Annotated in this window: 12 protein-coding genes; 10 read left to right on the plus strand and 2 right to left on the minus strand. The window is 37.6% G+C overall.

Annotated features, from left to right (window positions below; genetic code table 11):
• Positions 1–80: 80 nt before the first annotated feature.
• The 7 genes from NKR74_RS03605 to NKR74_RS03635 all read left to right on the plus strand — a co-directional run bounded on the left by NKR74_RS03605 (position 81) and on the right by NKR74_RS03635 (position 6,888).
• On the plus strand, positions 81–185 hold the full coding sequence (locus NKR74_RS03605) for a hypothetical protein (RefSeq protein WP_098308093.1): 105 nt from the start codon (positions 81–83) through the stop codon (positions 183–185).
• Positions 182–262, plus strand: a complete 81-nt coding sequence (gene kdpF, locus NKR74_RS03610; RefSeq protein ID WP_098308095.1) for a K(+)-transporting ATPase subunit F — start codon at positions 182–184, stop codon at positions 260–262. The genes NKR74_RS03605 and kdpF overlap by 4 nt, the downstream gene beginning before the upstream one ends.
• Positions 263–281: 19 nt before the next feature.
• Complete coding sequence (gene kdpA / locus NKR74_RS03615) at positions 282–1,949, plus strand: potassium-transporting ATPase subunit KdpA (RefSeq protein WP_253628644.1); 1,668 nt, start codon at positions 282–284, stop codon at positions 1,947–1,949.
• 13 nt (positions 1,950–1,962) lie between these two features.
• A complete protein-coding gene (kdpB, locus tag NKR74_RS03620; protein ID WP_141525003.1) occupies positions 1,963–4,062 on the plus strand; it encodes a potassium-transporting ATPase subunit KdpB in 2,100 nt (699 codons plus the stop codon).
• A gap of 18 nt (positions 4,063–4,080) precedes the next feature.
• On the plus strand, positions 4,081–4,662 hold the full coding sequence (gene kdpC, locus NKR74_RS03625) for a K(+)-transporting ATPase subunit C (RefSeq protein ID WP_253628645.1): 582 nt from the start codon (positions 4,081–4,083) through the stop codon (positions 4,660–4,662).
• Positions 4,663–4,728: 66 nt separating this feature from the next.
• Positions 4,729–5,874 carry a KdpD-like non-kinase potassium sensor gene (gene kdpDN / locus NKR74_RS03630; RefSeq protein ID WP_253628646.1) on the plus strand — a complete coding sequence of 382 codons (1,146 nt, stop codon included), beginning with the start codon at positions 4,729–4,731 and terminating at the stop codon, positions 5,872–5,874.
• A gap of 159 nt (positions 5,875–6,033) precedes the next feature.
• Entirely contained in the window at positions 6,034–6,888 is an 855-nt protein-coding gene (locus tag NKR74_RS03635; protein WP_253628647.1) for a patatin-like phospholipase family protein, read from the plus strand.
• A 310-nt stretch (positions 6,889–7,198) separates the two neighbouring features.
• On the opposite strand, the gene NKR74_RS03640 is transcribed toward NKR74_RS03635, so the two are convergent.
• On the minus strand, positions 7,199–7,813 hold the full coding sequence (locus NKR74_RS03640) for a TetR/AcrR family transcriptional regulator (RefSeq protein ID WP_253628648.1): 615 nt from the start codon (positions 7,811–7,813) through the stop codon (positions 7,199–7,201).
• A 324-nt stretch (positions 7,814–8,137) separates the two neighbouring features.
• Between NKR74_RS03640 and NKR74_RS03645 the strand changes: the two genes are divergently transcribed.
• Both NKR74_RS03645 and NKR74_RS03650 read left to right on the plus strand, forming a co-directional pair.
• Positions 8,138–8,677 (plus strand): TetR/AcrR family transcriptional regulator, encoded by a 540-nt coding sequence (locus tag NKR74_RS03645; protein ID WP_253628649.1) that lies wholly within the window; start codon positions 8,138–8,140, stop codon positions 8,675–8,677.
• 61 nt (positions 8,678–8,738) lie between these two features.
• Complete coding sequence (locus NKR74_RS03650) at positions 8,739–11,954, plus strand: bifunctional cytochrome P450/NADPH--P450 reductase (RefSeq protein WP_253628650.1); 3,216 nt, start codon at positions 8,739–8,741, stop codon at positions 11,952–11,954.
• Positions 11,955–12,089: 135 nt separating this feature from the next.
• On the opposite strand, the gene NKR74_RS03655 is transcribed toward NKR74_RS03650, so the two are convergent.
• Positions 12,090–13,391: an NCS2 family permease gene (locus NKR74_RS03655; protein ID WP_253628651.1), complete on the minus strand. Its 1,302-nt coding sequence runs from the start codon at positions 13,389–13,391 to the stop codon at positions 12,090–12,092.
• A 234-nt stretch (positions 13,392–13,625) separates the two neighbouring features.
• On the opposite strand from NKR74_RS03655, the gene NKR74_RS03660 reads away from it, so the two are divergent.
• Positions 13,626–14,495 (plus strand): SDR family oxidoreductase, encoded by an 870-nt coding sequence (locus NKR74_RS03660; RefSeq protein ID WP_253628652.1) that lies wholly within the window; start codon positions 13,626–13,628, stop codon positions 14,493–14,495.
• Positions 14,496–14,619: the final 124 nt, after the last annotated feature.

The raw sequence follows: 14,619 nt of genomic DNA on the forward strand, positions 1-14,619 counted from the left end.
TTTTTGAACACTGAGTAGATCCTCAGTGTTCTTTTTTATGCTCTTGATGGTAAAATTTTACATTTAGTGAGGGATAAAGAATGTTAGATATCGCTATGATAGGGATTTTAATCGTGTTAGTTGGATCAATGGTTGGTCTTGCAAGATGGTCGGATAATGTTGTGAAGGAAGGGAAAAAGGAATGATTATTGCAGTATCTATTATTGTTGCCGCACTTACTGTGTACTTAGTTTATGCGTTATTAAATCCAGAAAAGTTTTAATTAGGGGGAAGTATTTATTATGGTTTGGATTGCAGTTTTGATCACAATGATATTATTTGTTCTTGTTGCAAAACCAATGGGGATTTATTTAGAGAAGGCGTTCCAAGGCAATCGTAAATTGGATAAAGTATTTGGCCCTGTTGAAAAAATCATTTTCAAAATTTCAGGTATTAAGCCTTATAACCAGAGTTGGAAGCAATATGCACTATCATTAGTTGCTCTCAATGCTTTCATGATTGTTGTTGTATATTTCATATTTCGATTACAGGGAGTGCTGCCATTAAATCCAACTCATGTTAAAGGGATGGAGCCTACCCTTGCTTTTAATACAGCTATTAGTTTTATGACAGATACAAATTTACAGCATTATAGCGGTGAAAATGGTTTATCGTACTTATCACAATTAATTGCAATTACGTTTTTAATGTTTACAGCACCAGCAACAACATTAGCGCTTGTAATGGCTTTTATAAGAGGATTAGCAGGTAAGGAACTTGGGAACTTCTTCGTAGATTTTATACGTGCTTTAACAAGGGTTTTTCTTCCGATTGCGTTTGTGACAGCGTTGGTCTTCGTTGCTCTCGGTGTACCACAAACGTTGGACGGAGCGGTTACAGCTCATACAATTGAAGGGGCAAAACAAACCATATCACGCGGTCCAGTTGCTTCTTTCGTTTCTATTAAGGAATTAGGGAACAATGGCGGAGGATTTTTCGGAGCAAATTCGACGCATCCATTTGAAAATCCGAGTCAAATAAGTAACATTTTACAAATGATGCTGATGATGCTGTTGCCAACAGCTTTACCATTTACGTATGGAAGAATGGTTGGGAATAAAAAACAAGGACGTGTTCTTTTCGCTTCTTTATTCATCGTATTTTTAATGGGATTTGCAACAATCGTGACGGCAGAATTACATGGAAATCCAGCGTTAAACCAAATAGGTATGCAGCATGATCAAGGCAGTATGGAAGGGAAAGAAGTTCGATTTGGAACAGTCTTTTCTTCACTGTATGCTACTGTAACAACTGCAGCGGAAACAGGTGCTGTTGATACAATGCACGATACGTTAACACCAATTGGTGGAGTAGTACCACTTGTAAATATGATGTTAAATACAGTGTTTGGCGGAGTTGGCGCGGGTTTTGTCAATATCATTATGTACGCAATGATCGCAGTCTTTATATCGGGACTAATGGTGGGACGTACACCAGAATTTTTAGGGAAAAAGATTGAAGGTAAGGAAATGAAATTGATTGCGGTAACAATACTATTTCAACCTTTACTTATTTTAGGATTTTCAGCGTTGGCTTTTTCAACTCATTTAGGAACAGATGCGATTTCAAATTCTGGGTTCCATGGGTTGACACAAGTTGTATATGAATATACTTCCTCGGCTGCGAATAATGGCTCAGGTTTTGAAGGTTTAGGAGACAACACAGCGTTTTGGAATATTACAACTGGTGTAGTGATGTTCTTGGGACGTTATTTCAGCTTAATTACAATGTTGGCTGTAGCAGCTTCATTAAAAGAGAAAACAGTAGTACCAGAAACAATCGGAACATTCCGTACAGATAATAGTTTATTTGGTGGCATTTTCATTGGAACAATCGTGATTGTCGGGGCATTGACGTTCTTCCCAATGTTAGTGTTAGGACCAATCGCAGAATTTCTTACATTGAAGTAATGGAGGGTAAATGATGGAACCTGTAGTGGTAAAAGATAAACAACCTAATCAATCAATTGCATCTTCAAAAACGGGCGCAGAAAATGAAGTAAGCCAAGAAAAAACAATGGATCGTGACATTATTACACATGCTATAAAAGAAGCGTTTGCAAAATTGAACCCGCGAGTTATGGTGAAAAATCCTATTATGTTCGTGGTGGAAATTGGTTTTTTCCTAACGTTAATTTTATCATTTCTACCTAATGTATCTAGTAATATCCCAGGATGGTTCAATATAACGGTTTCTCTTATTCTATTATTCACTGTCTTGTTTGCTAACTTTGCAGAAGCATTGGCAGAAGGGCGTGGAAAAGCGCAAGCTGATTCATTAAAACAATCTAAAAAAGATGTATTTGCAAATGTAATAAAAGAAAATGGAGATGTTGTTCAAGTCTCAGCAACTGAACTGAGAAAAGGCGATATTGTTATTGTAAAGCAAGGGGAAATGATTCCAAGTGATGGGGAAGTTATTCGCGGCTTAGCGTCTGTTGACGAATCAGCTATTACAGGGGAATCTGCACCAGTTATGAAAGAGGCTGGTGGTGATTTTTGCTCGGTTACAGGCGGTACGATTGTTGTTAGTGATGAAATTACAATTCAAATTACGAGTAATCCTGGTGAATCTTTCTTAGATAAAATGATTTCTTTAGTAGAAGGAGCATCTCGTCAAAAAACACCAAATGAAATTGCTCTAAACACTGTATTAACGAGTTTAACACTTATTTTCTTAATCGTTGTTGTTACATTACCAATCTTTACAAATTATCTTGGTTTTCAAATTGATATGTCCATCCTTGTTGCGCTTCTTGTTTGTTTAATTCCAACAACAATTGGTGGTTTGTTATCCGCAATTGGGATTGCAGGTATGGACCGTGTAACGAAGTTTAACGTTTTAGCAATGAGTGGTAAAGCAGTTGAAGCAGCTGGTGATATTAACACAATTATTTTAGATAAAACAGGTACAATTACATTCGGTAATCGTATGGCACATACGCTTTTACCAGTAGGAAATGAAACAATTGAACAAGTTGCAAAATGGGCAGCGCTTAGCTCTGTGTTAGATGAGACGCCAGAAGGACGTTCTGTTATTGAATACGTACAATCAAAAGCATTCTCTTATAACGGTACACTTGCAGAGCAAGGTGAGTTTGTTCCATTTAGAGCTGAGACACGAATGAGCGGTGTTGACCTAGTAGATGGTACAAAGGTAAGAAAAGGTGCAGTTGGTGCTGTACTTGAATGGGTACAATCGCAAGGCGGTACAGTTCCGAAAGACTTAAATCAAAAAGCCGATTTAATTGCAAAAGAAGGTGGTACACCACTTGCAGTTGCAGCTGATAATCGTATTTACGGATTAATTTATTTAAAAGATACTGTAAAACCAGGTATGCGTGAACGATTTGAACAGCTTCGTCAAATGGGAATTAAAACAGTGATGTGTACAGGTGATAATCCGCTCACTGCCGCAACAATTGCGAAAGAAGCAGGTGTGGATGAGTTTGTAGCGGAATGTAAACCAGAAGATAAAATTGCGGTCATTAAAGCAGAGCAAGAAAAAGGGAAACTTGTTGCGATGACAGGTGATGGTACAAATGATGCACCGGCTTTAGCGCAAGCGGATGTTGGACTTGCGATGAATAGCGGTACCGCAGCAGCAAAAGAAGCAGCAAATATGATTGACTTAGATTCAAACCCAACGAAAATTATTGAAGTTGTAGGAATCGGTAAGCAGCTATTAATGACACGCGGTGCCTTAACAACATTTAGTATCGCCAATGATATTGCCAAATACTTTGCCATTATTCCAGCGATGTTTACTTTGGCAATTCCACAAATGGAAGCTTTGAATGTTATGAAATTACATTCACCGTTATCAGCGATTTTATCAGCGCTTATTTTTAACGCGATTATTATCCCGCTGCTTATTCCGCTAGCAATGAAGGGGATTGCTTATAAACCGATGAGCTCTAATGCATTGTTAGGACGTAATTTACTTATTTATGGACTTGGGGGAATGATTGTACCATTCGTTGGTATTAAGCTGATTGACATGATTGTAGGATTGTTCATTTAAGGAAAAGGGGAAATGAAAATGTTTGAAAAACAAAAGATACTTTCACCTGTCATTCGTATAACCTTTACGTTTCTTGTTGTGTGCGGGCTCATATATCCATTGCTAGTTACCGGAATTGCACAAGCGGTTATGAAAGATAATGCAGACGGAAGTCTTATATATAATGAAAAAAATGAGGTAATTGGTTCAGAATTAATTGGTCAAAATTTTACAGATCCACGTTATTTCCACGGACGTGTGTCTAGTATAGAATATAAAGCAGAAGCATCTGGATCTAATAACTATGCACCATCTAATCCAGATTTATTAAAACGTGTAGAAGAGAGTGTAGAAACTTGGAAGAAGGAAAATCCAACAGTTCCTGTTTCGGAGGTTCCGATGGATTTAGTAACGAATTCAGGTTCAGGATTAGATCCTGATATTAGTCCACAAGCGGCTTACGCACAAGTAGATCGTATCTCTAAGATAACGAATATTCCGAAAGAAAAAATTAATAAACTTATTGAATCTCAAACAGAAGGGCCGGCACTCGGATTATTTGGTGAAGATCGTGTCAATGTGTTGAAGTTAAATTTAGAATTGCAAAAAATGATGAAATAATAACGATGCTACCTCAATCAATTAGATTGAGGTAGCATTGTTTGGTATGGATAGGGGGTATTTGTGATGTATGCAGATGATTATAAGCCAACGTTCCAAAGGCGTACACCAGAAGAGTATTTAGAATATATTCGTCAACTGAACCGCGGGAAATTAAAACTTTATGTCGGAGCAGCTCCTGGAGTCGGAAAAAGTTATAAAATGCTTTTTGATGCGAGAGAGATGCGAAAAGAAGGCATTGATGTTGTTGTTGGTTTAATTGAAACACATGGGCGAAAAGAAACAGACGATGCTATTGCTGATTTAGAGGCTGTTCCTTTAAAAGAAATTGATTATAAAGGAAAAGTGTTTCACGAGCTTAATGTAGAGGCAATTATAAACCGGGCACCGCAAGTTGTTATTGTTGATGAGTTGGCTCATACGAATATTCCTGGTTCGAAACATAAAAAACGTTATATGGATGTGGAAGAATTATTGGATGCTGGTATTGATGTTTTATCTGCATTTAATATTCAGCATTTGGAAAGCGTACATGATATTGTGGAGCAAATTACAGGTGTGAAAGTAAGGGAGCGCATTCCTGATTTTATTTTACAAAAGGCAAATGAAATTCAGCTTGTGGATGTAACACCGGAAGTACTCAGAAAACGATTGATAGATGGAAAGATATATAAGGAAGAAAAAATTCAACGTAGCTTAAATCATTTTTTTACGCTAAATAATTTAGGTGCACTTCGTGAATTATCACTTCGAGAAGTTGCAGATGATATGGATGAGAAAATCAGTCAATTTACTGAAGAACCAATTGGAGTGAAAGAAAAAATCCTTGTTTGTGTTCAATACAGCTCAACGGCAGAAAAATTGATTCGGCGTGGATGGCGCATGGCAAACCGCTTAAATGCAGAGTTATATGTATTAAATGTAGAAAGAGAAAATATTGAATCTTTATCAGAAGCAAAGAAGCAGGTTATCGAAGAGTGGAAAGCTTTAACCAGTCAATTTGATGCAACATTTCTATTAGAGGGATCAAAAGGGAGTAAGCCAGCTGATACGATTATTCAAGTTGCAAAGCAATTACAGGTAACGCAAATTTTACTCGGCCAATCGGCAAGAACAAGGTGGGAAGAGATTCGAAAAGGCTCGATTGTGAATGAGATTATGAGGCAGACGGAGAATATTGATATTCATATTGTAGCGGATCAACGGCGATAGAGTATACCGAATCAATCGTATTCATTTGTATGAATACGATTTTTTTTATTTTGCAAGTCGTCTGAATATGGTTTTCTAACAGTTTTTTATATAATAGAAATAGATATTTAACAATGTGAATTATTCAAAAGTATACATAGAACGAGGAGAGGGAGAGCGATGCTTGAAAATACAGGTTTAGTATTAGAAGGCGGCGGTATGCGCGGCGTATATACAGCGGGTGTACTGGAGTACTTTATGGAAAATGATTTATATTTTCCATATGTGATTGGTGTATCGGCAGGTGCATGTAATGCAGCGTCGTATCTTTCAAGACAAAAAGAAAGAAATAAAACAGTAAACATTGACTATGTGACACATCCAAGATATTTATCGTATAAAAACTTTTGGAAAAAGCGGCAGCTCTTTGATATGGATTTTATTTTTCGTGAAATCCCAATGCAGCATGTTCCATTTGATTTTGAAACATATTTCAATAATGAGCAATGTTTTCTTGTAGGAACGACAGATTGTGAAACTGGACAGCCTGTTTATTTTGAAAAAGGTCGTACACAAGAAGAAGCATTAACATTGTTACAGGCATCAAGTTCATTGCCATTTGTGGCACCTGTTGTAGAATTTAGTGGGAAAAAGTTATTGGATGGTGGAATTTCAGATCCAATTCCTGTTCGAAAGGCACAGGTAGATGGTTATCAAAAATCAGTTGTTATTTTGACAAGAAATAAAGGTTATGCAAAGAAAAAATCAAAATTTGGATGGATTGCAGCGAAAGCTTATAAAAAATATCCTAATTTAGTAAACACAATGCTAACTCGTTATGAAGTATATAATGAGACACTTCATTATATCGAAAAGGAAGAAGCAGCTGGGAATATATTCGTTATTCGTCCGACAGAGCAATTAGAAGTGGATCGTATGGAGAAGAACCCAGAAAAATTACAGCGCTTGTACGAACAAGGATTTAAAGATGCTGAGAAAACGTATGAAGACTTGTTGCAATTTCTTAGTAAATAAAAAAGGTGACTCAAGGTACTTTAAACAGACTATAATTTAAAGAGGATACTATGTCTAATATAGGACATATATCCTCTTTTTTCATATATAATATACTCCATAACAAGACGTTATTATATGATTAAGGAAAGCATATTTATTTTGGTTAGGGGACGTAGCCCACATCGGGAGGGGGAGTGACAGGATTGCTGTCATAGACCGCAAAATAACTTTTTGAAATATCAAATTTAAAGCCTAAAAGAAGGCTTTTTTATTACTGATTTTTTCCTTACACTAAATAAAATAAGGAGAAAAATGATGAAACAAAACTCTAGCCCTCATTAAATAAAGTAAAACCAACTGTACACAAGGGTCCTTTAGTAATAAGCTTCACTAATTGTTGTGCAGTATATTTCGGTGAATATTTCATGTCATTTTGAAGCCACCAAATTGCTATCCCAACAACACAGGAAGTGATGAAATGCAATACCATATCCTTTGGAATATCTAAGTCATGGTCTTCAATTTTAAGCTCAATGAAATTTTGTTCAAGGTTATCCATAATAGTCTGCTGCATTTGTAGGTTAAAATCATGAATGCCATTAGGCCCAAGCATGGTTTTATAAAAGTCTGCATGTTTTACTATACACTCAAATATGGATTGTAAAATTTCCTCGAATTTCGAAAGATCTATTTGATGTCCCTGCACATGGGCATATAGGACCATCTTACTTGTCAACTCTCCTAGTGCTTCCTCACTAAGCTTTGTTAACAAATCTTGTTTATCCCTGTAATGCGAGTAAAATGTTGCCCGATTAATGAGTGCCTCATCTGTGATGTCTTGAATGGTAATAGCATCGTATCCCTTTTCCGCTATCAGTTTGATAAAAGCATCATATATAAATTTCTTTGTCCGAATAATCCGCAGATCCATTTTTTTCAACATCTTATATCTCCTTGTTCGTTATTGTCATTATAAACAACAGAGTTCATCCTTTTGTTCCTTATCGTACATTTATGTCTTAAATGTAAATTGAATTATGTAGCAAAAACGATATAATTTTAATATAAACAACATGATTTCATTATAAACTACACATTGTTCGTTATCTATCATTTTGTTAGACGAATGCTAGGAGGAATAATTTAGGATGAAAATAATCGATGTTATATATAACAATTGTCACTTTACATAATTACCGTCCAGACGGTATAGTAAATTTAAAATGAGTGAATCACTCATTTCTGACTGAGAATGGAGGTCATTTTGATGAGCAATTCAAGACGTAAAGAAATATTAGCTGCTGCTTCTTTTATTATTGAGAATTATGGTATGGAAAAATTGACATTAGAGGCTGTCGCGAAACAGGCTGGTATCAGTAAAGGAGGATTACTCTATCATTTTCCTAATAAGGACGCAATTATAAAAGGTATGATTGATGAATATTCGTCAGCATTTTTAATGGATGTTCGGGATAAAGTAAGCAATTCTTCGGAATCCATAGGAAAATGGCATCGTGCTTACTTGGAATCAGCAATAAACGATACTGGTTTATCAAACGGGCTTGTTTCTGCATATGTCGCAACTTTGTTTACTAACCCACTTCTTCTTTCCAAGTTCCAAAGTGATTCTCAAGAATTATATGAAGAAATGGAAAAGGATGAGATCGAGCCAATAAAGGCTGCAATTATTAGATTAGCCATCGATGGATTATGCTATTCGGAAATTTTTAAGATAGGGAAGATTGATGAAGGCTTAAAACAAAAAGTAATTCAACAATTAATAAGTTGGACTAAAGAATATGAGTGAAAAATTAAAGTTGAATATTAAATAATTTCCTTTATATCTCAAACTTCGAAGGAGGATAAAAATGAGAGAAGAACAGACAGGCGGGATTCCACAACCCAAAACATATGGACCACTCGGCAACTACCCTTTATTCGACATGAGTCAACCTACTATTTCTTTTTGTGAGATAGCGAAAGAATATGGGCCAATATTTCGGTTGACTGCTCCAGGTTTTAAAACAATATGTATCTCTGAACACAAACTGGTAACTGAAGTCTGTGATATCAATCGTTTTGATAAACATGTTGCAAATGATATGGTGCATGTACGCGAATTTACGGGGGACGGTCTGTTTACGAGTAAAACATCGGAGCCAAACTGGCGAAAAGCCCATAATATATTGCTGCCAACATTCAGCCAACAAGCCATGAAGGGATATCATACCATGATGTTAGACATCGCTTCGCAGCTGATTCAGAAATGGGCTCGGTTGAATCACGATAGTGATCATATCGATGTACCGGGAGACATGACCCGCCTTACTTTGGATACGATCGGTCTTTGTGGTTTTAACTACCGATTTAATAGTTTTTATAAAGAAAAACATGATCCATTTATCGACAGCATGGTACGTGCACTTGACGAAGCTATGCATAAAGTTGCCCGCTCGAAGGGCATGGATACTCTGATGATTAGAAAAAACAGACAATTCCAAGATGATATACAAAGCATGTTTTCGTTGGTAGATAAAATTATTAAAGAGCGGAAGGCTAATGGAAATAATGGAGAGATAGATCTGCTGGCCCGCATGCTAAACAGTAAAGACCCTGAGACCGGGGAAGTGTTGGATGATGAGAATATCCGATACCAAATTATTACCTTCTTAATTGCTGGGCATGAAACAACAAGTGGTTTATTATCCTTTACGACTTATTTTTTACTGAAGCATCCGGAAGTTCTGAAGAAAGCATACGAAGAAGTGGATCAGGTTCTCGGTGATTCCACTCCATCTTATAAACAAGTGCTAAACCTCAAATACATTCGCATGATTCTAAACGAGGCTATACGGTTATGGCCGACCGCTCCATCTTTTGATGTGTATCCAAAGGAGGATACTATAATCGGCGGACAGTATCATGTGAAAAAAGGTGAAGGTTTGACCGTGCTTCTTCCCGCCCTTCATCGGGATAAAGAAGTGTGGGGAGAAGATGCAGAAGAATTCCGTCCGGAACGTTTCGCAGACCCTTCCAAAGTACCAAATCATGCATATAAACCATTTGGGAATGGTCAACGTGCTTGTATTGGTATGCAGTTCGCACTTTATGAAGCCACTCTGGTACTTGGGATGATTCTTCAAAAGTTTGAATTAATTGATTATGAAAACTATCAGTTGAAGATTAAGCAAACATTGACCATAAAACCGGAAAATTTCAGAATTAGAATTAAATTAAGAGAAGGGAAGCAAGTCTCATCTTTACTGGATTCTTCGTTGGCAGATGAGAAGAAAAATGAAGAAAAGAAGAAACTGACTTCGCAATATTCAAAACAAGAAGTACTTGAAGGGGCCGAAAACGTACCTCTGCTTGTATTATATGGTTCAAACTTAGGCAGAGCGGAAGAGTTTGCTAGGAAGCTCGCAGACCATGCACGGTTACTGGGTTTTCAGAGCAATGTGGGAATATTGAACGATTATATCCGAAAGTTACCTAAAGAAGGTGCAGTGCTTATTGTAACTTCTTCATACAATGGTCAACCTCCTGAGAATGCCGCTCAGTTCGTAAAATGGCTGGAACAAGCAGATACGGAGGAATGTACAGGGATCAGGTATGCAGTTTTTGGCTGTGGAGATCGAAATTGGGCGAATACTTACCAGAGTGTTCCGAAATTCATTGATAAAGAGCTGGAACAGAAAGGTGCTATGAGGCTTACCACAAGAGGAGAGGCAGACGCCGGAGGAGATTTTGAGAATGATTTCGCTCAATGGCAAAAGAACATGTGGAAGGATGTCTCGAATGCTTTTGGCCTAAATATGAAAGAGGGAACAGAAATAGTGTCTCATCAATCATCGCTTTCCGTTCAGTTGATTTCAGGTCCTCCTGCTAATCCGATCGCTCAAAATAACAAAGCTGTCTATGCAACGGTGATTGCTGGCCAGGAGCTTCAGTCAGCTGAAAGTGAACGGAGCACTCGACATATTGAGATAGCCTTGCCGGAAGGAGTTACTTATCAGGAAGGAGACCATCTTGGAGTGCTGCCAAGTAACAGCCGGAAAAATGTCAACCGAATTTTAAAACGATTTGGATTAAACGGGAAGGATCAAGTCGTACTGAGTGCAAGTGGACGTAGTACAGTTCATCTTCCTTTGGACCGTCCTGTTAGTTTATTTGACCTTCTTAGCTATAGTGTTGAGATTCAGGAATCGGCAACTCGAGCACAAATACGGGAATTGGCAAGATTTACAGTTTGTCCTCCTCATAAATACGAATTGGAAGCATTATTGGAAGATGGAGTTTATCAGGACCAAATCTTAAAGAAACACATTTCAATGTTGGATCTTCTTGAAAAGTATGAAGCGTGCGAAATCCCATTTGATCGCTTTTTAGAACTTCTCCCTGCGCTCAAACCGCGTTACTATTCTATTTCAAGCTCTCCACTTGTTGCGCAGGATCGTCTAAGTATCACGGTTGGTGTAGTGAGTGGATCTGCATGGAGTGGACAAGGAGAATATAAAGGTGTCGCTTCTAACTATTTAGCTCAGTGTCAGAATGAAGAGGAGATTACTTGTTTTGTTCGAACTCCAGAATCAAGATTTCAGTTACCTGAAGATCTAGAAATACCAATTATCATGGTTGGACCAGGCACTGGAGTTGCACCATTCCGTGGATTTTTACAAACGCGTTGTGTTCAAAAGCAAAAAGGTGTTAACTTAGGAGAAGCGCATCTGTATTTCGGTTGTCGTCATCCTGAAAAAGATTACCTCTATCGTACAGAACTAGAAAAAGATGAAATAGATGGCTTACTATCTTTACACACAGCTTTTTCTCGCTGGGAAGGACATCCAAAAACATATGTACAGCATTTAATGAAACAAGATGGAGCGAATTTAATTTCGTTATTAGATAACGGTGCCTACCTTTATATCTGTGGTGATGGAAGTCGAATGGCTCCGGATGTAGAAAATACTCTTTGTCACGCATATCAAGAAATTCATGGAGTCAGTGAACAAGAGGCAAGAAATTGGTTAGATCATTTACAACGTGAAGGACGATACGGAAAAGATGTTTGGGCTGGAAACTGAATTTTTCTTAATTAGCTAAGTAATATTTAACTAATAAACTTCTTTCGACTAGGTGTTACTTGAAACAAGATAAACTGATTTATAAAAATCCCGTATTCTTTATTGAATACGGGATTTTAATTTTCTGTGTGATTTTTAATGTGGTAAGAATACCAACTGATAAGCGAACAAAATACCAAATACGTATAAAAGCGGATGAACTGCACGGAATTGCCCTTTTGCCATTTTCATAAGCGGGTATGAAATGAAGCCGAGCGCAATACCTGTTGCAATGCTTGATGTAAGCGGCATGGTTAAAATGACTAAAAATGCTGGGAAAGCTTCATCAAATGTATCCCAATCAATATGACGAACTGCGCCCATCATTAAACTACCAACAATAATTAGTGATGGAGATGTAATAGCGGCAACACCGGATACTGCGCTGACAAGCGGGCCGAAGAATGCAGCTACTGCAAATAATATCGCAACAGTTAGTGTCGTTAAACCTGTACGACCACCAGCCGCAACACCAGCAGAAGATTCAATATAAGCAGTTGTTGGTGTTGTACCGAACATTGAGCCAATCGTTGCTGAGATAGAATCTGAAAGAAGGGCACGACCGGAGTTTGGAAGTTTACCATCTTTCATAAACCCGCCTTGCTGTGCAACCCCAAGTAATGTACCTGTTGTATCGAATAATGTTACAAGGAGGAGCGAGAAGACAACGCCGTATAATCCGTAGTTAATAACATCAGAAAATGCTGTAATTGGATTGGAAACAATCACGCCTTCAGGTAAACCAGGCAGAGATGTAATTCCGTTTGAGAACGTTAATTGTCCAGTAAAGTAAGCGATAACTCCTGTTAATAACATACCGATAAATAATGCACCATTCACGTTTAAAGACATAAGTACTAACGTAATACCAAGTCCAGCTAATGCAAGTAAAACGGGAGGAGAGTGAAGATCCCCAAGCCCAACTAAATTTGTGGGATGTTTCGTAACAATGCCTGTCAGGCGTAAGCCGATAAATGCGATAAATAAACCGATACCAGCTGTAATGGCATGTCTTAAGTTTTCAGGAATAGCTTCCAGTAATTTTGTACGGAAAGAAGTTAATGATAGCAAAATTAAAATCATACCTGCCACGAATACAGCAGAGAAAGCAATTGCAAATGTCATACCTTCATGAGTTTTTACAACAGAGTAAGCAAAGTAAGCATTTAATCCCATCCCTGGTGCAATTGCAATTGGTAAATTTGCAAAGAGCGCCATACATAATGTTCCAACGACAGCGGCAATGATTGTTGCTGTAAATGCTTGTTCAAATGGAACGCCTGCATCACCAAGGATGACTGGGTTTACGACAATAATATATGCCATTGTTAAGAAGGTAATAATACCAGCCATAATTTCAGTTTTAATAGAAGTTTGATGTTTTGAAAGGTTAAACATAAAAACATCCTTTCTTTTTACGAATAATTGTCACAACAGTTATATATAATATTCGTTATTTTATTTTTTTGCAAGAGATTTATTTAAAAAGTTTCACCTTTCTCTTTGTTGTACGTTGAAATTTCGAATGTTAGACACCTTGTTTGCGTATATATTTCGTTTTTTGTAAGAATAAGTATATTTTTCGATTTCGCACATCATAAGAAAGATATATGATAAGGAGGTTTTTTCTGTATGACGCAACAAGAACAACCAAAGAAAACATTGCCACCGCAACATCAAGAGAAACAGCCGGGGATTGAGAAAATCATGAATCCACGCCCAAAATGTATAGATGAGAAGTATAAAGGAAGCGGGAAGCTGCAAGGAAAATATGCACTTATTACAGGGGGAGATAGCGGAATTGGCCGAGCAGTAGCTATTGCTTTTGCGAAAGAGGGTGCGAATATAGCCATTGCTTATTTAGATGAACATGAAGATGCAGAAGAAACGAAGCGTTGGATAGAAGGGCAAGGTGCACAATGTTTTTTATTTCCGGGAGATGTAAGTGATGAACAGCATTGTCAGCAAGTTGTAGCGGAAGCTGCAAAGCAATTGGGAGGTTTAAATATTGTTGTAAATAATGTTGCTCAGCAATACCCGCAGCAAGGTTTAGAGCAAATTACAGCAGAGCAACTTGAAAAGACATTTCGAGTTAATATCTTCTCGTATTTTTATATAACAAAAGCTGCGCTTGCTCATTTAAAACAAGGCGATACAATTGTGAATACTGCTTCCATTACGGCTTATGAAGGAAATGAACAGTTAATCGATTATTCAGCAACAAAAGGAGCGATCGTTTCCTTTACACGTTCATTGGCAAAATCGCTAGCTCCAAAAGGTATTCGTGTTAACGGAGTTGCACCAGGTCCAATTTGGACACCGCTAATCCCGTCAAGTTTTGATAAGAAAAAAGTATCGGAATTTGGCAGCAATGTACCAATGAAACGGCCGGGACAACCATCTGAGCTAGCACCGGCATATGTATATTTAGCTTCTGATGATTCTACTTATGTTTCTGGACAAATGCTTCATGTTAATGGTGGCGTTATTGTGAATGGTTAGGTGGTATTGGACTAGCTAGTGAACCGACTATTTGCATGTCGGATTGTTTCGAAGCGTCGATATATTACAAATAACGCCGATATCTTTGAGGGCACGTAAAAAAGAGGCTGACTCTTAAAGGCAC

The organism is Bacillus sp. 3103sda1 (assembly GCF_024159135.1).
GTDB lineage: Bacteria > Bacillota > Bacilli > Bacillales > Bacillaceae_G > Bacillus_A > Bacillus_A rhizoplanae.